The sequence below is a fragment of the Pseudomonas sp. GV105 genome (assembly GCF_003058185.1).
GTDB classification, from domain to species: Bacteria; Pseudomonadota; Gammaproteobacteria; order Pseudomonadales; family Pseudomonadaceae; genus Aquipseudomonas; species Aquipseudomonas veronii.
In genome coordinates, this window is record NZ_QBUF01000008.1 from 103,755 (window position 1) to 123,365 (window position 19,611).

A 19,611-nucleotide genomic window follows, 5' to 3' on the forward strand; every position below is an offset into this window, starting at 1 on the left:
CTGATCGGTACAAATATAGGGAGAGGCCGCAGGGTAGTCAATAACTTATGTATCGATTAGTATTTAAGTAACTCTGGAGGAGATCCGACATGGCACAGATGGGACGCCCGCGCACGTTTGACCGTGACCTGGCAATCACTCAGGCACTGCATTTATTTTGGGAGCATGGATACGATGCGACATCCCTGAGTCAGCTTAAGGCTAATATTGGTGGAGGCATCACCGCGCCGAGCTTTTACGCGGCGTTTGGCTCCAAGCAAGCCTTGTTCAACGAGGTAATGGAGCGCTACCTCACTACGCACGGTCGGGTCACCGACAGCCTGTTTGATACGACCCTGCCACCCAAGGAGGCGATTGAACTCACCCTTCGCCGGTCAGCGAAAATGCAATGTGAGCCCGATCATCCCAAGGGGTGTCTGGTGTCGTTGGGCCTGATGAGCGCTTGCTCGGACGAAAGCAAGGCCATTTCAGAACCTCTCGCACAGGCCAGGCGCTTAACCCGCGCAGGCATGGTTGCCTGTATTGAACGTGCTATCGCTGAGGGCGTGCTACCGGCGACCATTACCCCAGACACCCTCGCCGCGGTGTTCGACAGTTTCCTTCTGGGCTTGTCTACATTGGCGCGCGATGGTCTTCCACATGCCACGCTGGATGCCGCAGTGACTCAAGTGATGGGGATATGGGATAGCCTGTGTATTGTTCCCGACGGTCAATGAGCCAGACTCTCAAACGTCAGGAACCTTCCACGTGGTGATGGGCAACTTCGCCTGCAACTGAACACTTAGGTTCTGCTGACCAGCTTCAATTCATAACCGCCTGCGCAACAGCTGTGGACGTGTCCAATTCCCGTTACGTGCGGTCCCGTCACCAGCATGTCCTCCTGCGCGAGCCGCTCCAGCAATCGAACTCTCGTGTCGAGGGCCTGGACTGGGTCGATGTCAAAACCGATGCTCCAATGCGGATAGCGCAATTGCAAGAGTGTCGAATGTATGACATCTCCCCAGATCAGCACACGCTGGCCACCGCTCTCAATCTGGATGCCACTGTGACCTGGCGTATGCCCGTGAAGTGGGATCAAGCTGACGCCAGGAATGACGTGTGCATCGGCAGGTAGTGCCTTGATACGTGGCGCATAGGCCGTCAATGCCGAGTTTGCCAATTTGAACAGGCCAGCCTGCGACATCTGAGGATGTTTTTCAGGAGCCGTCGGGTCGGTCCAGAACGCCAACTCCTCGTGCGAAAGAAAGAGCGTCGCGTTGGGATACAACGCACTACCGTCCTCTTTGATAAGACCGCCAACATGGTCCTCATGCATATGAGAAATAATAACGCCTTGAATCTGGTCAAGCGCGTAGCCAGCAGACAGCAACGCCGCCGATGCTTTTCCGAAGCGAGGTCCCAGCTCGCGACCACAACCGGCATCGATCAACCAAAGCTCGTCGTTTTTCTTCAAAAGGAATGCGTTGATCGGCTCAGGAACCGGCCCCGATGCGGGGAGACCTGCACTTTTGAATAATGCAGCCCCCTCTTCCGAGGCCGCAGCTTTAATCATGTCCGTACTGCATAGAAAAATCCCGTCCAGTAACGTGACTAGTGTGAATTCACCGATAGTGTGCTCTTCAATCATTTCTTTATTCTCCAGATTGACCAGGGTAGGTACGCCGCAAGCGTCTTTACGCTCGCGCTCCAACCTTCGAGTGGTGGGTAAATTGCACGAGCAACGCAGTTGCGGAAGCGATCAAGGCCATGGCCATCACCGCGGTCCAGCCGCCGGACTGCCAGCCGATGCTGCCTGCGGCGGAACCGATGGCGCCGAAGGCGAATTGGGACGCCATGAAAATGGTGTTGAAGCGGCCTCGGGCGGTGCCGGCGAGTGCGAGGATTCGCGACTGGTTGTAGATAAGAGACATCTGCAAACCGGTCGTCATCAGAATGGCTCCGACGCTAAGCCCCACCAGATTCACGAACGCGATCATTACGACAAAGCTCGCCACGACAAGGCCGATACCGACGTGACCGGCGTACTGGCCAGCAAGGCGCAACCCCAGTGGGGCAAGCATCACCCCGCCGAGTGCCACCACGCCGAAGAGCCCCGCAGTCCCACTGTTCAACCCAAACCCAGGGCCTTGCAGCAGGAGCGTGAGAATTGTCCAGAACGCACTGAAGCCGAAGAAAACGAGGCTTTGCACCAGTGCGGCCTGGCGAAGTTCAGCGCCATCGCGCACGACCCCAAACAATGAAACAAGCAACTCAATGTATGAAGCGCGGGATTGCGGTTGGCTGGTTGGAAGTTTCGCCGCGAGCCCTGCAAGCATCATCAGAGAAAGCACAGCGCCCAAGAGGAACATCGCGCGCCAGCTGAAATAGGCGCCCACGAAGCCGCTGATCACCCGAGCCAGCAACACCCCAACAAGCAGCGCGCTGGTGATTGATGCGAGAACTCGTTCCCGACTGCTTGGCGGGGATAATTCAGATGCGAGCGGGATGATGTGCTGGGCAATCGTCGCGAACACCCCAATCATGATGGACGCCATTGCAAGGCTATACAGCTCGGGGGCCGCGCTCGCGCAAAGCGTCGCTACCGTGAGCCCTATGCATTGAATGAGGATGAGCCGTCGACGGTCGATCTTGTCGCCTAGTGGCACCAGCAGAACCAAGCCCAACGCGTAACCAATCTGTGTCGCAATCGCGACGAGACTGACCTTGGTACCTATCCCGAAGCCGTCCGCAATCAGTCCGAGCAAAGGCTGGTTGTAATACTGGGTGCCTACTGACAAGCCGGTCGCTGCTGCAAGTAACAGTACAAGCCCCCGGCTCATGCCTGCGCCCTCAGTTTCCTGCTTGAGCTCTATAGATGGGGCGTTCATAACATGATCCTCCAGGCAGCGGGGTGCCATTACCTGAGGTAAAACTCAGGCAAGCAAAAATTCGGGGTATGTGGTTTGTTGCGCTTACAGCCTTAGCGGCGGCTGAGAGGCATGCCGAACAAAACTCGTTTGTCCGCAGGATTTATCGATACATCATCAAGGCCCAGGTCAGTTCCGGTGCGCCACTCGCGCGGCCGCCCGTCGCACCGATCAGGACGCCCTGCCGCAACGCGGCCTGCCAATGGGTCCTGGAAGACTGTGATCGGCCCTCGCTGCGACTTCCGACCAACTCGTAGCGGACAGCGCGACGCCTTGGTAATCGTCAAGAATTGCTACTTTCATCACGTCACGTTCCTATATCCGATTTGGTCCGCAAGCACGTCTAAACCAAGGCTCCATACCAATGCCTGGGTGCGATGCGTGAGATATTGACCGATCGATACATATCTGACAAATTGCTGTTCGTGATGGCATCTATCTCTGCGAGAGATGTAAATGACAACCCTTCGGACCCTCGATCTAAATCTCCTGCATGTGTTTTCCGTGCTCATGGAGGAGAAAAGTGTCAGTAAGGCCGCTGCACGACTATTTATTGGCCAACCGGGTCTTTCGGGCGCGCTGCGACGCCTACGAGAGACGTTGGACGATGAGTTGTTTGTACGTGTTGGACGAGGTCTGCAGCCAACGCCCAGGGCACTCGCGATTGCACCGGAGATCGCCAAGGCGTTATCTACCATCGAACACGCAGTGCGGGCGCCAGGGGTGTTCGATCCCGCCACATGGGAAGGTGAATTCCGCATTGGCATGTGTGACAACTTCGAGGTAGCACTACTTGGGGCCCTCGCGGCTCGAATCCGCGAACTCGCACCGCGCTCGCGCGTATTGGCAGTCGCTTCGACGAAGCGCGATTCGGTTCAACTTTTAGAGCAGGGCGCTTACGACGTCAGCGTTTCCGTTCACGAAAACCCACCTTCGTGGCACATGTATGAGTTGCTATTCCAACAACGTCTTGTCTGCCTTTATGACCCCAGGCAGCTAAAACTGACATTGCCGCTGAGCATCAAAAGCTACGCGAAGGCCCAACATGTCATCGTGTCGTCGGAAGGCGACGGCGCGACAAACTTGGACAGCGTGCTCAGCGCTGCCGGGGTCAGGCGCAACATCGTCGCAGGCGTGTCGAGGCACGCGTCAATTGCGCCGTTATTGCTGTCGGTACCGGCGATTGCAACTGTTCCCGAGATCACGGCTTATTGCATGGCGCCGCTTTACGGCCTTGAGGTCACCGCCGCGCCCTTCGAACTGCCCATGGAGCAAATCTCGATGTTGTATAGGCGCACTGATCAAATGGATGGCCGCTCCATTTGGTTCCGGAATATTCTTAAAGAGGTCATATCAGAGACATTAACAAGTCGCACGACGCTGGATGCAGTCGTGCGACTGTCTTGACTTGATCGCCCCCTCTGGACGTGCAAGGACGCGTATCGCGATGTCTGAGCAATTTCTCCCTAAGCTCTTGCTCAAAGGGTTGTGATAGCTGCCAGCCATCCGGCGATGGTTGGAGAGTATCTAGAAAACCCGGGGCGATTCAGACCTCACCAAAACCAATACGGCAAAAACTTGGGTGTCGGCTCATTGGCCAACTCCAAATGGTAAGTAACGGAGTTAAAGAAAAACATGTCCAATATAAGGAAGGCGACAGCACCAAAAGAGAAAATCACAAATTCACGATGTGGATGCACGCTGAAACGTGTCACCATCCAGGGCCTAACGGCAACAAGGGCAATCAACCCCATGGACGCACCGAGATAGTTCGGCTGAAGTGGAGTCGCCGCATACAGACCATGAATAAACGCAAGCAGTAACACTCCCAGGCCAACCACTGGCAGGTTTAAGCAAAACCTCAGCAGTTTGTCTCGGATACTTGCAAAGAGAGCGCTGCGATCCACGAAGACGTAGGCAGCCAACAAGGAAATAGCGGGTGTAATTGAAAGTATGTAACGCGCCTTCTTGGAGCTTGGAATCGTGAACAGTACGATCACCACAAGGAGCCAGCCCGAGAGATACAAGAGCATGTTCGTGGCTGGATCAGGTGAGCGTTCAAAAAAGCACTTCCCCTTCTTGGCGATAACGCTCAAAGCGATAAGAGCTGTTACGCCATAGGTCAGCAAGCCGGCAGAGAAATAGAAGTAATAACGAGGCGCGTGGTCACTGCCAAACCGCCCCAGCCCTTGCATGATCAATACCTCTTGTAGAAACGCGTCTCCACCTTGTAGGTAGGCAGCCCATGTCAGCACCGCAATGCCTGTGGCCAGGACCAAGCCTGCCAGCAAGCAAAACACAACCAGCATGCGCCATTGCTTGCTCAAAAAATAATAAGCGGCGACCACACTGGCGGGGCCGATCAGACCAATGGGGCCACGAAATGCAAAGCCCAGCGCAAGGCCTGCGAGCACAAGCAGCACGCGGAAACGTTGTTTGTATACCTCTCCCGTGTAGGCCAGATAAAAACACACCACTGTAAAAAGCGCGGGGTATATATCCAGTGCCAAGGAGTTCACGCCGTCCAGAAATGACCAGGTGAACAGGGCAAATACAACACCATATGCGCCCCATTTTTTCTCATGCAATGCACCGAGCTTGTAAACAAACACCAGCATCAAGGCCGCGGCAACACAGAAAGGAAGGCCCATTGAAAGAATCGATACACGACCAAACGGCAAAGAAACCAGATAAACAAGGAGCGTATTGATCACCGTGTAATCGGGATATGGCCGCAGATCATCCGCAATTGGAAACAGCGTCACCCCATGCGCGAGCATATATTGAGCAAAATCGACAAAGCGCGTTGTGTAATTGAGCACGGCAGGCTTGTATTGCAGCACTGCAAACACGAGGAATGTCAATATAAAAATAAATGAGCATGGCTTTTTTACAGCCATTTCCTTTAGCACTTTCATGTGGACCTGCTATCCCAAAAAACTCGCAGGCTAGCATTTTGCTTTTTGCGCCATCCAGACAAAAACAGTGAAAACTTGTTAAACACATGCGACCTATTGACTCAACTAATCAACTAGCATGCGAGTTCTGAACATCAGCTGAACACACTCTAAAAATATGCAAACAGCCCGACACCGGTATTGACTCTCTCACCAATAAACTCTATGGATTCGCCAATTTCGAACTATCGAGCACGGACTAGCATGTACATCGGCGTCATGTTGCATCCAGGGAAATCCCCCGCCGTCGGGTGATATTCGTCATTGCCCGTGTTGTAACCCACCGCACGGTCTATGGCAGCGCCGACCACCGTGGGCTCCAGATCATCAAGATAGAACGGGCCCTCCAGGCCAATGCATCACCAGTTCACAATCACCGGCAACCCGGGACGGAAATCGTGTGCCTGGCCGCTGGCGCCATGATCGATTTCCAGTAAGAGCAGGTGTTCATCACCCTGAATGATTTCAAATCCTTTCAGCTGGTTTGCGCAGGTGGCAGCGGTCGAAAACGCGTGGTGGTCGGGCGTGATAACGCGCAACGATGTCATCTCGCGAAAGCCGTTGGGATGTTCAAACGGCTGCGCTCGCTCAGCAGGCGCCTCATCTGGCCTCTTGGCAAACGAAAGAAAAAACCACATCGGTATTAATTCCCTTTAATCCCAGGCGTTGATTGCCCAACCATGCGGCCACAGGTTAACAACCTCACTCGCCCGGCCTAGGATCAACTCATGTCCAGTTCGAGCAATTGACTGGCCATGCGCAGGAAGTTGGCAAGCGTCGGTGTCGTATCGTCGCGGCGGTAAACCAGGCCGGTTTCCAGATGTGGCGCATTTTCCTCCAAAGCGAGATAGCACACCCCCGAGCGAGCGAGATGGCGCAATGACGCCGGCACCAGCGCGATGCCCATGCCTGCCGATACCAAGCTAATGATCGTCTGCATCTGAATAGCGTGCTGGGCAATATGCAGGCTACCGCCGCACGCGGCGTAGTAGCCGGTGACCAGGTCATAGAACGCCGGTGCCGCACGCCTGGGAAAGACCACCAGCGGGCAAGATATCATCGCGTCCGAAGATAACCGGCCCTCCACATCGACCAGGCGCCCGTCCGCCATCCACGCTTGCGGCACAGCGGCAATCAGTGGCTCGACGACCAAAGACCGGTAGGCCAATTGATCGGGGATCGTGGCCCACGGGTTGGCAATGACAATGCCTGCGTGCCCCTTGCCCTCGAGCAGCGCAGCGATCTGAAGATCACTGGTAGCCTCCATCAACGAAAGTTCCACCGCCGGGTACAGGCTGCGGAACCGTTGGACCAGCACGGGAAGAATGCTGTAGTCAGCGGTACTGACAAACGACAGCTCCAACCCGCCGGCATCGCCGCGAAGGATGGCTTGCGCTGTATGACCCAGCGCATCGATAGCCCCCAGCGCGGCCCGCACCTGAGGTAGCCATTGCTCGGCGAACGGGGTCAGCGCCACGCTGCGTTTGGTCCGTACAAACAGCGAGGCACCGACTTCGCGCTCCAGCGCCATGATCGACTGGCTCAACGGCGGCTGGGTCATGCACAGGCGTTGCGCTGCCAGGCTGAAATGCAAAGTCTGGGCGACAGCGACAAAATGCCTGAGCTGGCGAACATCCATTTCTTATACCTCCAGAGACTTAATAAGCATTAAATAATATATTTCACAGCCATCCAACCGATCTTTAGCCTGAGTCCATACCGTCAGCCCAGGAGGACTCAATGCCCGCTTATCGTTCGAGAACCACTACCCATGGCCGCAACATGGCCGGTGCCCGCAGCCTATGGCGCGCCACAGGCATGACCGATGACGACTTCGGCAAACCCATCATTGCCATCGCCAACAGCTTTACGCAGTTTGTTCCAGGCCACGTACACCTCAAGGACCTCGGCCAACTGGTTGCCGGCGAAGTGATGGCGGCCGGTGGCGTGGCGAAGGAGTTCAACACCATCGCCGTCGACGACGGTATCGCCATGGGCCATGACGGCATGCTCTATTCACTGCCCTCGCGGGAACTGATCGCCGATGCCGTTGAATACATGGTCAACGCGCATTGCGCCGATGCGCTGGTGTGCATCTCCAACTGCGACAAAATCACCCCCGGCATGTTGATGGCTGCCATGCGCCTAAACATTCCGACCGTGTTCGTTTCTGGCGGGGCGATGGAGGCTGGGAAGGCGGTAATCAAAGGCACGCGCCAGTCTCTGGACTTGATCGACGCGATGGTGATCGCCGCCGACGACGCCTATAGCGACGAGGAAGTCGCCGCGGTCGAACGCGCCGCCTGCCCCACCTGCGGTTCATGCTCCGGCATGTTCACCGCCAACTCAATGAACTGCCTGACGGAAGCGCTTGGCCTGGCATTGCCCGGCAATGGCACGGTGCTGGCGACTCATGTTGAGCGTGAGGGCTTGTTTCGCCAGAGCGGGCGGCTGATTGTCGAGTTAGCCAAGCGTTGGTATGAACAGGACGACGCACGCGCGTTGCCGCGCAACATTGCCAACCGCGCCGCGTTTGCAAACGCCATGAGCCTGGACATCGCCATGGGCGGCTCGACCAACACGGTCCTTCACCTGTTGGCAGCTGCGCGCGAAGGCGGCGTGGCGTTCAACATGGCCGACATTGACCGGCTGTCTCGCCAAGTCCCGTGGCTGTGCAAAGTCGCGCCCGCCTGCAGCGATGTACACATCGAGAACGTGCATCGCGCCGGTGGCATCATGGCGATCCTTGGCGAGTTGGACCGCGCAGGCTTGATCGACACAAGCCTGCCGACAATCCACGCGCCCACCTTGAAAGATGCGCTGGATCGCTGGGACATCGCCCGTAGCCCAGACCAGCAAGTGCAGACATTTTTCCGCGCAGCGCCGGGCAATGCCCTCACCCAGCGAGCCTTCAGTCAGTCAGCGCGCTGGGATGACCTGGACACAGACCGGTCAACGGGCGCGATCCGATGCGCTGAACAGGCTTTCAGCAAGGACGGCGGCCTCGCGGTGCTGTTTGGCAACCTGGCGCCGGAGGGCTGTATCGTCAAAACAGCCAGCGTCGCCCCCTCCATGTTGGTGTTCGAAGGCAAAGCCGTGGTTTTCGAAAGTCAGGAGGCGGCGGTGGCTGGCATCCTTGGCGACCGGGTGGTGCCTGGCGATGTGGTGGTCATCCGCTACGAAGGCCCCAAGGGCGGCCCTGGCATGCAGGAAATGCTCTACCCCACCAGCTATCTCAAATCCAAAGCGCTGGCCAAGTCCTGCGCGCTTTTGACCGACGGGCGATTTTCGGGCGGCAGCTCGGGCCTGTCCATCGGCCATGTCTCACCGGAAGCGGCGGAAGGTGGACTGATAGGCCTGGTGGAAACAGGGGACGTGATCAAGATCGATATTCCCAACCGTTCCGTTGAACTGAGGGTCGATGAGGCAACGTTGAACCAGCGTTACCACTCGATGGATGCCAAGGAAGGGCAAGCCTGGCAGCCCGCCGCACGGGCGCGAAAAGTGTCGGCGGCACTTCAGGCCTACGCGGCACTGACATCGAACGCGGCTCGCGGTGCGGTCAGGGATGTGACGCAGGTTCAGCATCGAGCTGGCGGCAGACGAGCATCCCCCCCTGCCCCACCGCGAATCGCAACACTACCGCCAACCGTTTTTCTCGACAGGGACTGAAACAACCGACGGTTCGACCGGGGGACGAATAAGCGTACAGGTGTACGCTTTCTGGCGGGCGCCTATCGTTAGTCAGCGAGATGTCCGTATCCGGCTGCACGGGTGAAGTCGGCCAAATGCCAGATCTCACCGTTCGCCCCCCACGTTCCGTCGACAACCTCCTCGATCTGTATCGAGCTCAGCAACCGGCGCTGATCCCCCGCCGCCAGGTTCGATTGTAGGGTGCCATGCAGTTCACTCACGTAGCGCTGGCGCATCGGTGCATCAAGGACGCCGGCGGGCACCTTGACGATGACCATGCACGGGACAACCTGGGCATGAGGAGCAACGCCTCCGCACAGCCATTGATCGGCCTGCACTTCCTCAATCAACACCCAGCACAACATACGTTGCTGAGGGGCATCGCCCATGTGTTCATTAATCATCGCCACGTCGCTCACGCTTCGAAGCAACTGGTGGCGCTGTGGCAGGTTGAAAGCGCCGGTAGGCACCTTGATCAGGATGTTTGGCATGGCGAAACCTCGCGGTTAACTGGAAGCGCCATTGGGCCAGTTATCCCTTCCCTCGATAAGTGACTGATTCGTCTTCTTTCGGGCATAATCGGACAATGTACGATTTCACTGTCCTCGTCTTTCCCGGGGCGTTCGCCTCGAGCGTCGCAGCCACCCTGGACATCCTCGGCACCGCCGCAATACTTGCGCAGCGCCGCGGCCTTGCCGTGCCGCGCTGGCGCGTGTGTGGGCCGCAGCCAGGGTTGAGTACGCTGGGCCAAGGCATGCTGCTGCAGGTTGACGCGCTGACCACAGATGTCGAGGACAACTCCTGCTGGGTCATTCCGGGCCTCGGCATCAGCGACTTCGACGTGCTGCGGCAGCGGCTTGAGGAAGACGTGGTCCTTCAGACCCTGCCAGCGCTGAAGACACATGTGAATCAAGGCAAGGAGATTGCCGCCTCATGCTCGGCGGTCTTTCTCCTGCATGCCGCCGGGTTGCTCACGGGGCGACGGGTGACGACTTCCTGGTGGCTCGCCCCTTGGCTGTCGAGCATGGCGCCTGACTGCATTGTCGACCCCAACGTCATGGTGCTCCGCGATCCGCCGCTGACGACCGCCGGTGCAGCCTTCGCACAAACCGACTTGATGCTGCACCTGCTGCGCAGACGTCTGTCGCCGGAACTCGCCGACGCGGTGGGCAAGGCCCTGCTGCTCGATGGCCGGCAATTGCAGTCCCCCTTCATCAACCCGGCAATCATGGCCCAGGGCAATACGCTGGTCGCCAACCTCACCGCCTACATCGAAGCACGCCTGCCCCATCCCCCCAGTGTGCCGAGCCTTGCGGCATACGTCGGCATGTCTGAGCGAACGCTGTCGCGGCACCTTCGAAAAGCAACCGGTCTTTCAACTCGCAATCTGATCCAACGCGTGCAATTGAACAGAGCCCGCGTGCTGCTGGAAACCAGCAGGCACTCCGTTGAATCTATCGCCGCGCAGGTGGGATACCAAGATGCCACGGCCCTGCGGCGACTCATGCGCCGCCTGTTGAACGCCTCGCCCAAACAACTGCGCCAGTAAGCTCTAACCGCTGGCAGCCCTTGAGTGCCGCACTCCTCCGCTGCACGGCGCCTCACTCAATCCGGTCAGCCATGCACCCAAACCGCTGACGCATGCCCGCGCTGGCCGCGGGTCCGGCCTGCACGCTGCACTGGTCCAGGGGCACAAGACGGCCATCGGCGATATCCGCCATCATCGGCAGCACCGGCCGCCCCGTCTCCCGCTCGACAATCTGCACGCTTTCCCCTTCTGGCGCGTAATGGCGATTGCCCCAGGCCACGAAGGCCATGAGCACCACGCGGAAATCTTCGCCCTTGGCCGTCGGCACGTACTGGTAGCGCAACGGGCGCTGACTGTAAGGCTGACGCTCGAGCAGGCCCGCCTCCACCAGCGAGTTCAAGCGTCTGGTGAGCATGTTCGGGGCGATATCCAGGCTGCGGGAAAACTCCTCGAAGCGTCGCAGGCCATGCAAGGCATCGCGCATGATCAAAATGCTCCACCACTCGCCAACCCGTTCCAGGCTACGGGCGATCGGGCATTCGGCATGAATGAGGGTCTTGCGCTGCATGACAGTTCCTTACGGGGTTCGAACATTTGATGGCTCGGCATGTTACTTTCATAATGATAGTGACGTCCATATGTCGTTACCCCTCCCTTAAGCACAAAGAACTGGATCATCATGAACAAACGCATCGTCGTTACAGGCATGGGCGCGCTGACCCCACTTGGCTGCGGAGTCGAGCAAATATGGCAACGCCTGCTGGCAGGGCAGTCGGGGATCCGCCGGTTGCCACCGGAGCTGATCGGCGATCTGTCGATCAGCATCGGTGGCCAGGTTCCCGACCGCATCCAAGACCCGGAGGCCGGCTTCGATCCGGATCTACTGCTGGCCCCCAAAGAACAGCGCAAGATGGACCGCTTCATTCTGTTCGCCCTGGCAGCGGCCCATGAAGCGTTGACACAGGCCGGCTGGGCGCCGCAAACCCCAGAGGCGCAGGAGCGCACCGCCACCATCATCGCTTCGGGCGTGGGCGGGTTTCCGGCGATTGCCGAAGCCGTGCGGACGACTGACAGCAAGGGGCCACGGCGCCTGTCACCCTTCACCATCCCGTCATTTCTCAGCAATATGGCCGCCGGGCATGTCTCCATCCGCCATGGTCTCAAGGGGCCACTGGGGGCTCCGGTGACCGCATGTGCGGCGGGCGTCCAGGCCATCGGCGACGCTGCACGGATGATTCGCGCGGGGGAAATCGACGTAGCGCTCTGCGGCGGGACGGAGGCGGCCATTCACCGAGTCAGCCTGGCTGGCTTCGCTGCCGCACGCGCCCTCTCGAGCGATTACAACGACACCCCGGAGCGCGCCTCGCGCCCCTTCGATCAGGCCCGCGATGGTTTCGTCATGGGTGAAGGCGCCGGCCTGTTGGTCATCGAAGAGTTGCAACATGCCTTGGCACGCGGCGCCACACCCATCGCCGAGCTGGTGGGCTATGGCACCAGCGCCGACGCGTACCACATGACCGCCGGGCCCGAAGATGGCGACGGCGCCCGCCGCGCCATGCAACAGGCATTGCGCCAAGCCGGCGTGGACGCATCCCAGGTTCAGCACCTGAATGCCCACGCCACCTCGACCCCGGTGGGCGACAAAGGCGAACTCGCGGCAATCAAAGCCCTGTTCGGCACAGACAGCGGCCTTGCGATCAGTTCGACCAAGTCCGCCACTGGCCACCTGCTGGGCGCTGCGGGGGGGATCGAGGCGATCTTCACCGTACTTGCGCTGCGCGATCAGGTAGTTCCGGCGACACTCAATCTGCAAACTCCGGATGCCGCTGCCGAAGGCCTGAACCTGATTCGCGGCCAGGCCCAGCACCTGCCCATGGAATATGCGCTGTCCAATGGCTTCGGTTTCGGCGGGGTCAACGCCAGCGTGCTGTTCCGACGCTGGATCTAAAACCGGATATTGCGTCCGGCTTCAGTGTGGTTGAGGTCTCGGCACCGAGAGGTCGAGACCTCAACATCGGGTGCCGCCAAGCTCCCCGCTGAGCGCTGGATGGCTATGCCGCAATGGTGAACGAAGCTCAGCTCGTGCGAAACTTCACCGACTCACGAATCACGAACGGTGTTGAAATGGTGCGTTTGCTTGCTGTCTCGGGAAGTCTGCGTCTGGCCTCTTCCAACTCAATTTTGCTACGCGCAGTTGAGCATCTATGCCCCGAAGGGGTACAGGTCGCACATTACGAAGGCATCGCTGAATTGCCTCACTTCAACCCGGACCTGCTCGAGGATCCCCCCGAGTCAGTCTTGGCGTTGCGCGCAATTATCGGGCAGGCGGATGGGCTGTTGGTTTCGTGCCCCGAGTACGCTCGAGGTATTCCCGGCGCATTCAAGAACATGCTCGATTGGCTGGTGAGCAGCGAAGAGTTTCCGGGCAAGCCTGTCGCGCTGTTCAACGCATCGCCCAGAGCCAGCCACGCGCAAGCGGCATTGCGGCTGGTCCTGGAAACGATGTCGGCGAGCATCATCGAGCAAGCGTCAATCACGGTTAACCTCCTGTCCAGCCAGTCGAGCGCCGAGGGCATTGCCGCCGACCCGGTGATGGGCCCGTTGATCAGTACTGCGCTCGACGCGTTTAAACGGCGTCTCGAAACTCAGGAGCCTTGAGGCTCCAACATCGCTTGTCGAGTGGTTGCCCGCACGCGTTGATTGCCAACGCTGGCCGCCAGTGCATTCACTGGCTGGCTCTGGCGTGAACCCACGCGTTTATCGTTTCAAGGGCGCCTGGGGCGTAGGCAAGACGACCTTCCATGAGGAACCTCATCGTGGTGAACCAGGACCACTCACTGGTGAGTTGCGTGTTGTAAGCCGCCGCCTTGAGCAGCCCATGGGTTGCATCCGGTATGACTTCAATCCGGTTGGCGGGATGGTTGCCGCCGAGCGCCTTTCGGTAGAGGGCTGCGCTGGCTTCGGGATCGACATTCAGATCGTCCGCGCCCCACAGCGCAAGCAGTGGAATGTCGAGTTTTTCCAAGGCACCGGTTGCGTCTTCGTGAAGATTGCGCCGCACAAACGCCCATCGCTCTGCACTCATGCCGTCCAGAAGGGCAACCGGCGGCACCTGTGCAGCGGCAAACAAACGCTCATCGGCGGCGGCGATCCGAGCCATCGTTGCGTCGATGTCGGGCTCGGACATCCCCGTGCGTTGCAACCGTGTCCGCGTGTAATAGTCACCTTGCCGTTGCCAGGATACCGCGCCCCCGACAAGCACCAGAAAGTCCGCATCCCCCGACGCCAGGCGGGGCAGTACCCAGCCGGCTTGTGAAAACCCAAGCGCACCGACAGGGATTGCTGGCAACTTACTGCGCAGGGCAGACAACGCGCTGCGCACGTCCACGTAGCGGTCCGTCATCGACTGGCTGAGCCAATTCCCCGGCGAATCCCCAACGCCCGGTTTATCCCACGAAACAACCGCAATGCCAGCATCGAGAAGCGCGTTGATGAGTGGATCGTAACCCTGCTGCGACGTGCGATCCTGGGGGCCATCCCCGTGAACCAGAACCACTGCCGCTGTTGCTGCGTGGTCGGGCAGCCAGAGCGTGCCGGCCAGGCGCAGCCCATTTGCGTCGAATGCAAACGGTTCGCTGGCTCTGCGATCCAGACCATAAGTGTCTAGCCGCGCGAGAACAAGCAACGCGATAGCCACGATAAGACAAACGACGGCAATCAACTTTACGCGGTAACGTTTCATCCAGATTTCTTTATGCATAGTCACTCCTTTTTTTCCTTCAAGAGTCCCGGCTGACAGGCCCGAATCTCAGTGCCAATCCCTGACGCAGTGCATGCATTTCGCAACGCCCCGTAGCGCCCTAGCGGCGCTGCTGGCTTCTCGGACGATTAACTGAACTGGCTCGCAAGCATTTCCCTGACAGCCCCGACCAAGGGCGATTCGCCAGGACGAGGGGGCAACAGGCTGAACTCAACATCCGGCAATCCCGGTAAATGGTGCGCCGACTGGCAGACCTGCGCGCCCATCGGTACTGCGGACGCATTCAGACAAGCGACGCCCAAACCTGCCAATAACGCTGATTGCAGCCCCGCGACGCCGGACGCCGAATGCGCAACCACATAAGGCACCTCGTGAGCCTCCAAGGTCTCTCTGGCGAGGCGCTGCAGGCTGCACCCCTGCGGCAGTACCAAAAGTGGCAACGGGGTGTTTTCCTCCCGCTCAGCCTCGAACCCCGCGACCGACACCCAACGCAACGCCTCCCGTCGCACCGGCAAGCCCTCAGGCAGGCTGCGCCCGTCGAGAATTCGCATGGAAAGGCCGATATCGAATTCATCCGAATCCGCCCCGCTCTCGATTTGCATGCTCTTGCGTACCGACACATGCAGGCGAAGGTGCGGATAGCGCACTCGCAGTTTCTTCAACAGGTCGGCGATCGAGCTGGGCAGAAAGTAGTCGGTGATGGCCAGCCGCAACTCGCCGACAAAGGTCACGCCACGCACGCTTTCAAGGGCACGCTCACTCAAGGCGAGCATGTCGCGTGTATGGACCAATAAGCGTTCGCCAGCCGGTGTCGGCCTGACGCCTTTTTTACCCCGCTCCAGCAACGTAACCCCAGTGAAGGCCTCGAGCTTGCGCAATTGCTCGCTTAACGCCGACTGCGACCGACACAACTTAGGCGCCGCCTGCGCGAGGCTGCCTGACTCCATCGCAACCGCGAAGGCTCGCAAAAGTTCGAGATCAAAGGGGCGCATGCTCATCCTGCCGTTTTTCCGAAGGATACGATCATATCTTCCGGCTTTTCAGCACTCAACCCATTCCTTACTCTGAGCCGGACATTAACGTCCTACGAGGTCTCCAACATGCCCGGCATCACACTCAAAATCTCTGGCCAACCTGACCTTGCGCGAGTCCAGGGGATCGTTTCCCAGCTCACCGCGCTAACCTGCGATGTGCTGGAGAAACGCCCGGAGCAGACGCTGGTGATGGTGCATTTCGTGCCTCATGAGCAATGGTTCATCAACAGTTGCTCGCTGGCCGAACTGGGTTACAACTCGTTCCGGCTGGAGGTCACCATCACCGATGAGACAAACACCAAAGCGCAGAAGGCGCGCTTTCAGCGTGAGGCTTTCGCGCTATTGGCCGAGGAAATCGGCAACCTGCATCCACACTCCAACATCCACATCATCGATTGCAGGGCCAGTGCATATGGGTATGGCGGCGTGAGCCAGGAATACAAACATCACCACCCTTGAGCCCCAAACCCGCGACATAGGGAATGACGCGTGACCGAAGACGGGTCTTCCGATCGGTTGAGGCCGTTGAGCATCACGCGGTCTTTCTTCGTACTTCTAGACAGCCCCGAACGCTCCCGGCGCCTGCCGAACTGACACGACTCAACCTCGTACAGTTCGGCAATCGCTCGTGGATCAGTGCTCAGCAATGGAGGGCGCGTTCATAGGCGGCCAACACGGCCTCATGCATGGCTTCGGACATCGTCGGGTGCGGCAGGATGCTTTCGATCAGTTCGGCCTCGGTGGTCTCCAGGCCTCGCGCGATGGTGTAGCCCTGGATCATTTCGGTGACCTCCTCGCCGACCATATGCGCGCCGAGCAACTCGCCGCTGTCTGCGTCGAACACCACTTTGACGAAGCCCTCCGTGGCGCCCATGGCAATCGCCTTGCCGTTGGCGGCGAAGGGGAACTTGCCGACCTTGAGGGTCTTGCCGGCACTGCGCGCCTGGGCTTCGGTGTAGCCGACACTGGCGACTTGCGGGTGGCTGTAGGTACAGGCCGGCACGCTGCGGGGGTCCAGTGGGTGGGGGTTCTGACCGGCGATCTTCTCGACACAGATCACGGCTTCGTGGCTGGCCTTGTGCGCCAGCCACGGCGCCCCGGCCAGATCGCCAATGGCGTAGACACCCGGCTCGCCCGTGCGGCAGAACTCATCCACTAACACATGGGTGTGCTGCACCTTGACCCCTGTGCCCTCCAGCCCCAGCTCCTCGACATTGCCGACAATGCCCGCGGCCACCAGCACCACGTCAGCCTGCAGCGTCTCGTTGCTGTTGCCTTCGAGGCGCAACTGCACGGCGCCCTGCTCCACCTTGCTACCTTGCAGCGCACAGCCGGTGTACAGGCGGATACCGTCGCGAACCAGGGCCTGCGCCACATGGGCGCTGACCTCGTGGTCTTCTACCGGGAGGATCCGCTCCGCCATTTCCACCACGCTGACCTGGGCGCCCAGCGCGTGATAGAAACTGGCGAACTCGATCCCGATCGCACCGCCGCCGATGATCACCAGCCGCTTGGGTACGCTGTCCGGCACCAACGCCTGGCGGTAGCTCCAGAAATGCTTGCCATCCGGCTCCATGCCCGGCAGCACTCGGGCGCGGGCACCGGTGGCGAGAATAATGTGCGGCGCATTCAGGCTCAGATCGCCCTGTTCCCCGGTGACTTTCAGGCGCTGTGGCCCATCCAGCCGCGCATGTCCGTTGAACACCTGGATGCGGTGCTTTTTCATCAACCCGCTGACCCCACGGTGCAACTGGGCGGCGACATCGCGGGAGCGCTTGACGATGGCCTTCAGGTCCGGCCTGGCCGGCCCGACCTCAATACCAAAACTGCCCGCGCTGCCGATCAGGCGCAACACGTCGGCACTGCGCAACAGGGCCTTCGTCGGAATGCAGCCCCAGTTCAGGCAGACCCCACCCAGTTGCGCCTTTTCCACCAACGCCGTGCGCAGCCCTAACTGGCTGGCGCGAATGGCCGCCACGTAACCGCCGGGGCCGCCACCGACGACGATCAGATCAAATTTCATTTCGCTCATGGGTACTCTCTCAAATCAGCATGCCCAGCGGGTTTTCCATCAGGCCCTTGAACACCGCCAACCATTGCGCAGCGAGTGCGCCATCCACGGCCCGATGATCCACCGACAACGTGCAACGCAGTACCGCACCGACCTTCAGCTCACCGTTTTCAACCACCGGTTTTTGCTGCGTCGCACCCACCGCCAGAATCGCGGCGTGGGGTGGATTGATGATCGCGCTGAACTGCTCGACGCCGAACATCCCCAGGTTGCTGATGGTGAAACTGCCGCCCTGGTATTCCTCGGGGCGCAGACGTCCGTCGCGGGCGCGCCCGGCCAACTCCGCCACCTGCGCGCTGATCTGCGAAAGGGCCTTGCTGTCGGCATTGCGCACCACGGGGGTGATCAGGCCGCTCTCGGTGGACACCGCCACGCAGACATCCGCCTGGTGGTAGCGGCGCAGCGCCGTCTCGGTCCAGGTCACATTCATCGCCGGTACTTGCTGGAGGGCGACAGCCGCCGCCTTGACGATGAAGTCGTTGATCGAAATCTTCCTCGCTGCGGTCCGGTTGACCTGCTCGCGCAGGGCCAGCAGAGGTTCCATCCGGCATTCCACATCAAGATAGAAATGCGGGACCGTGGCCTTGCTCTCCACCAGGCGCCGGGCAATGGTCTTGCGCATGCTGCTGTGGGGGATTTCATCAAAGTCGACGGTCGACACGGGCGTCGGTGCGGCCACCGCAGCGGCAACGGCGACCGCCTCGACGTCGCGTTTGACGATGCGCCCGTTCGGCCCGCTGCCCTTGAGGCTCGCCAGGTCAAGCCCCTTGGCCGCTGCCAGGCGGCGGGCCAGAGGGCTGGCGAAGATCCGCCCGCTGTGCGCGTCAATCGCAGGCGTCACCTCGGCCCGAGGCTGGAGCACCGGTGCGTCATCCACCACCGGCTCATTGGCCGCCGCCAGCGCACCGGCCTTGGCCAACAGCGCGGCAATGTCGACATCGGTTTCGCCTCTGGCAAACAGCACCCCGATCGGCGCGCCCACTTCCACTTCGCGCCCCGGTTCGACCAGGATCTTGCCCAGCACCGCATCTTCCTCGGCGGCCAGTTCGACCAAGGCCTTTTCGGTCTCGATCTCGGCAATGCAATCACCGGCGCTGATGGTGTCGCCTTCCTTGAGGGTCCAGTTCTGGATCGCGGCGTGGGTGGCGTTGGCCGACACTTCCGGCATATGTAAGAGCTTGGCCATCAGGCGCTCCTGTCGCTGAACAGATCGGGACGGTAGGCGGCGATATCGGCGTACTCCACCAGTTCCAGCACGTTGCCCTCCGGGTCGCGGCAGAACAGCGCCTTCACATCGGGGCGCAGTTGGATCGGGGCAGCCTCGGCGCAGAAGCTCGCACCGGCATTTTTCAGGTCGTCCACCAGGCTGGCGATGTCTTCGACGATGAACGTCAGGTAACTCGCATTCTGCCGGTCGAGAATCAGCCCCGGTTCAGGCCGGACCGGCGCCCGCTCAGGCGCCAGCAACTTGATCCGTTCACCGTAAGGCGTCTGCAGACGCACCACGCTGTAGCCGCCTTCGCTCAGGCCCACCAACTGCGCGGCGGCGGCCGGCATTTGCACCTGTGCGACAAAGGTGAAACCCAGCACGTCCTGATAGAAACGGCTGAGGGCCGGGAGATCGACGCAGCAAATCCCCACTTCCATTGGAACCAGCATCTT

General features: G+C 59.7%; 19 protein-coding genes. 7 read left to right on the forward strand and 12 right to left on the reverse strand.

The features are described from left to right. Window positions 1–89: 89 nt before the first annotated feature. Window positions 90–716, forward strand: coding sequence for a TetR/AcrR family transcriptional regulator (locus C8K66_RS17030; RefSeq protein ID WP_057005089.1), 627 nt, complete (start codon window positions 90–92; stop codon window positions 714–716). A 65-nt stretch (window positions 717–781) separates the two neighbouring features. Here C8K66_RS17030 and C8K66_RS17035 read toward each other — a convergent pair whose 3' ends face one another. Then, window positions 782–1,627 carry an MBL fold metallo-hydrolase gene (locus C8K66_RS17035; protein ID WP_057005090.1) on the reverse strand — a complete coding sequence of 282 codons (846 nt, stop codon included), beginning with the start codon at window positions 1,625–1,627 and terminating at the stop codon, window positions 782–784. Window positions 1,628–1,673: 46 nt separating this feature from the next. After that, window positions 1,674–2,867 carry an MFS transporter gene (locus C8K66_RS17040; RefSeq protein WP_227778736.1) on the reverse strand — a complete coding sequence of 398 codons (1,194 nt, stop codon included), beginning with the start codon at window positions 2,865–2,867 and terminating at the stop codon, window positions 1,674–1,676. A 495-nt stretch (window positions 2,868–3,362) separates the two neighbouring features. Here C8K66_RS17040 and C8K66_RS17050 point away from each other — a divergent pair, with 495 nt between their 5' ends. Continuing rightward, window positions 3,363–4,313 (forward strand): LysR substrate-binding domain-containing protein, encoded by a 951-nt coding sequence (locus C8K66_RS17050; protein ID WP_057005092.1) that lies wholly within the window; start codon window positions 3,363–3,365, stop codon window positions 4,311–4,313. A 146-nt stretch (window positions 4,314–4,459) separates the two neighbouring features. On the opposite strand, the gene C8K66_RS17055 is transcribed toward C8K66_RS17050, so the two are convergent. The 3 genes from C8K66_RS17055 to C8K66_RS17065 form a co-directional block, all read right to left on the reverse strand. After that, window positions 4,460–5,824, reverse strand: coding sequence for a hypothetical protein (locus C8K66_RS17055; protein WP_108525471.1), 1,365 nt, complete (start codon window positions 5,822–5,824; stop codon window positions 4,460–4,462). A gap of 398 nt (window positions 5,825–6,222) precedes the next feature. Further along, complete coding sequence (locus C8K66_RS17060) at window positions 6,223–6,501, reverse strand: hypothetical protein (RefSeq protein WP_178087549.1); 279 nt, start codon at window positions 6,499–6,501, stop codon at window positions 6,223–6,225. 83 nt (window positions 6,502–6,584) lie between these two features. Continuing rightward, window positions 6,585–7,502: a LysR family transcriptional regulator gene (locus C8K66_RS17065; RefSeq protein WP_108525473.1), complete on the reverse strand. Its 918-nt coding sequence runs from the start codon at window positions 7,500–7,502 to the stop codon at window positions 6,585–6,587. A 101-nt stretch (window positions 7,503–7,603) separates the two neighbouring features. Between C8K66_RS17065 and ilvD the strand changes: the two genes are divergently transcribed. Then, the gene (gene ilvD, locus C8K66_RS17070) at window positions 7,604–9,535 is read left to right on the forward strand and encodes a dihydroxy-acid dehydratase (RefSeq protein WP_057005093.1); all 1,932 of its coding nucleotides are present in this window, start codon (window positions 7,604–7,606) and stop codon (window positions 9,533–9,535) included. Window positions 9,536–9,603: 68 nt separating this feature from the next. Here the strand turns inward: ilvD and C8K66_RS17075 are convergent, their stop codons facing one another. Continuing rightward, the gene (locus tag C8K66_RS17075; protein ID WP_108525475.1) at window positions 9,604–10,047 is read right to left on the reverse strand and encodes a tautomerase family protein; all 444 of its coding nucleotides are present in this window, start codon (window positions 10,045–10,047) and stop codon (window positions 9,604–9,606) included. A 95-nt stretch (window positions 10,048–10,142) separates the two neighbouring features. Between C8K66_RS17075 and C8K66_RS17080 the strand changes: the two genes are divergently transcribed. Continuing rightward, window positions 10,143–11,105 carry a GlxA family transcriptional regulator gene (locus C8K66_RS17080; RefSeq protein ID WP_108525477.1) on the forward strand — a complete coding sequence of 321 codons (963 nt, stop codon included), beginning with the start codon at window positions 10,143–10,145 and terminating at the stop codon, window positions 11,103–11,105. Window positions 11,106–11,157: 52 nt separating this feature from the next. Here C8K66_RS17080 and C8K66_RS17085 read toward each other — a convergent pair whose 3' ends face one another. After that, a complete protein-coding gene (locus C8K66_RS17085) occupies window positions 11,158–11,652 on the reverse strand; it encodes a helix-turn-helix domain-containing protein (protein WP_057005095.1) in 495 nt (164 codons plus the stop codon). A gap of 111 nt (window positions 11,653–11,763) precedes the next feature. Here C8K66_RS17085 and fabF point away from each other — a divergent pair, with 111 nt between their 5' ends. Both fabF and C8K66_RS17095 read left to right on the forward strand, forming a co-directional pair. Next, the gene (gene fabF / locus C8K66_RS17090; protein WP_046382015.1) at window positions 11,764–13,032 is read left to right on the forward strand and encodes a beta-ketoacyl-ACP synthase II; all 1,269 of its coding nucleotides are present in this window, start codon (window positions 11,764–11,766) and stop codon (window positions 13,030–13,032) included. Between the two features lie 113 nt (window positions 13,033–13,145). Next, window positions 13,146–13,742 (forward strand): NADPH-dependent FMN reductase, encoded by a 597-nt coding sequence (locus tag C8K66_RS17095; RefSeq protein WP_108525479.1) that lies wholly within the window; start codon window positions 13,146–13,148, stop codon window positions 13,740–13,742. A gap of 67 nt (window positions 13,743–13,809) precedes the next feature. Here C8K66_RS17095 and C8K66_RS17100 read toward each other — a convergent pair whose 3' ends face one another. Together C8K66_RS17100 and C8K66_RS17105 are read right to left on the reverse strand one after the other, a co-directional pair. Then, window positions 13,810–14,844, reverse strand: coding sequence for a S9 family peptidase (locus C8K66_RS17100; protein WP_108525481.1), 1,035 nt, complete (start codon window positions 14,842–14,844; stop codon window positions 13,810–13,812). Window positions 14,845–14,972: 128 nt separating this feature from the next. Further along, window positions 14,973–15,842: a LysR family transcriptional regulator gene (locus C8K66_RS17105; RefSeq protein ID WP_165933328.1), complete on the reverse strand. Its 870-nt coding sequence runs from the start codon at window positions 15,840–15,842 to the stop codon at window positions 14,973–14,975. Window positions 15,843–15,944: 102 nt separating this feature from the next. On the opposite strand from C8K66_RS17105, the gene C8K66_RS17110 reads away from it, so the two are divergent. Continuing rightward, the gene (locus C8K66_RS17110) at window positions 15,945–16,337 is read left to right on the forward strand and encodes a 4-oxalocrotonate tautomerase (RefSeq protein WP_046487687.1); all 393 of its coding nucleotides are present in this window, start codon (window positions 15,945–15,947) and stop codon (window positions 16,335–16,337) included. A 181-nt stretch (window positions 16,338–16,518) separates the two neighbouring features. Here the strand turns inward: C8K66_RS17110 and lpdA are convergent, their stop codons facing one another. From lpdA to C8K66_RS17125, 3 genes are read right to left on the reverse strand one after another with little or no spacing between them, the layout of a single operon-like run. Further along, the gene (lpdA, locus tag C8K66_RS17115) at window positions 16,519–17,910 is read right to left on the reverse strand and encodes a dihydrolipoyl dehydrogenase (protein WP_108525483.1); all 1,392 of its coding nucleotides are present in this window, start codon (window positions 17,908–17,910) and stop codon (window positions 16,519–16,521) included. A 10-nt stretch (window positions 17,911–17,920) separates the two neighbouring features. Then, on the reverse strand, window positions 17,921–19,135 hold the full coding sequence (locus C8K66_RS17120) for a pyruvate dehydrogenase complex dihydrolipoamide acetyltransferase (RefSeq protein WP_046382012.1): 1,215 nt from the start codon (window positions 19,133–19,135) through the stop codon (window positions 17,921–17,923). Then, window positions 19,135–19,608 (reverse strand): VOC family protein, encoded by a 474-nt coding sequence (locus C8K66_RS17125; RefSeq protein WP_256590947.1) that lies wholly within the window; start codon window positions 19,606–19,608, stop codon window positions 19,135–19,137. The genes C8K66_RS17120 and C8K66_RS17125 overlap by 1 nt, the downstream gene beginning before the upstream one ends. Window positions 19,609–19,611: the final 3 nt, after the last annotated feature.

Bases quoted from the DNA above. Each gene is read 5' to 3' on its own strand.
- C8K66_RS17120 (WP_046382012.1), bottom strand. From the start codon at position 19,135: ATGGCCAAGCTCTTACATATGCCGGAAGTGTCGGCCAACGCCACCCAC.
- C8K66_RS17040 (WP_227778736.1), bottom strand. From the start codon at position 2,867: ATGAACGCCCCATCTATAGAGCTCAAGCAGGAAACTGAGGGCGCAGGC.
- C8K66_RS17075 (WP_108525475.1), bottom strand. From the start codon at position 10,047: ATGCCAAACATCCTGATCAAGGTGCCTACCGGCGCTTTCAACCTGCCA.
- fabF (WP_046382015.1), top strand. From the start codon at position 11,764: ATGAACAAACGCATCGTCGTTACAGGCATGGGCGCGCTGACCCCACTT.
- C8K66_RS17065 (WP_108525473.1), bottom strand. From the start codon at position 7,502: ATGGATGTTCGCCAGCTCAGGCATTTTGTCGCTGTCGCCCAGACTTTG.
- C8K66_RS17110 (WP_046487687.1), top strand. From the start codon at position 15,945: ATGCCCGGCATCACACTCAAAATCTCTGGCCAACCTGACCTTGCGCGA.
- lpdA (WP_108525483.1), bottom strand. From the start codon at position 17,910: ATGAGCGAAATGAAATTTGATCTGATCGTCGTCGGTGGCGGCCCCGGC.
- C8K66_RS17125 (WP_256590947.1), bottom strand. From the start codon at position 19,608: ATGCTGGTTCCAATGGAAGTGGGGATTTGCTGCGTCGATCTCCCGGCC.
- C8K66_RS17030 (WP_057005089.1), top strand. From the start codon at position 90: ATGGCACAGATGGGACGCCCGCGCACGTTTGACCGTGACCTGGCAATC.
- ilvD (WP_057005093.1), top strand. From the start codon at position 7,604: ATGCCCGCTTATCGTTCGAGAACCACTACCCATGGCCGCAACATGGCC.
- C8K66_RS17060 (WP_178087549.1), bottom strand. From the start codon at position 6,501: ATGTGGTTTTTTCTTTCGTTTGCCAAGAGGCCAGATGAGGCGCCTGCT.
- C8K66_RS17055 (WP_108525471.1), bottom strand. From the start codon at position 5,824: ATGAAAGTGCTAAAGGAAATGGCTGTAAAAAAGCCATGCTCATTTATT.
- C8K66_RS17085 (WP_057005095.1), bottom strand. From the start codon at position 11,652: ATGCAGCGCAAGACCCTCATTCATGCCGAATGCCCGATCGCCCGTAGC.
- C8K66_RS17105 (WP_165933328.1), bottom strand. From the start codon at position 15,842: ATGAGCATGCGCCCCTTTGATCTCGAACTTTTGCGAGCCTTCGCGGTT.
- C8K66_RS17080 (WP_108525477.1), top strand. From the start codon at position 10,143: ATGTACGATTTCACTGTCCTCGTCTTTCCCGGGGCGTTCGCCTCGAGC.
- C8K66_RS17100 (WP_108525481.1), bottom strand. From the start codon at position 14,844: ATGCATAAAGAAATCTGGATGAAACGTTACCGCGTAAAGTTGATTGCC.
- C8K66_RS17050 (WP_057005092.1), top strand. From the start codon at position 3,363: ATGACAACCCTTCGGACCCTCGATCTAAATCTCCTGCATGTGTTTTCC.
- C8K66_RS17095 (WP_108525479.1), top strand. From the start codon at position 13,146: ATGGTGAACGAAGCTCAGCTCGTGCGAAACTTCACCGACTCACGAATC.
- C8K66_RS17035 (WP_057005090.1), bottom strand. From the start codon at position 1,627: ATGATTGAAGAGCACACTATCGGTGAATTCACACTAGTCACGTTACTG.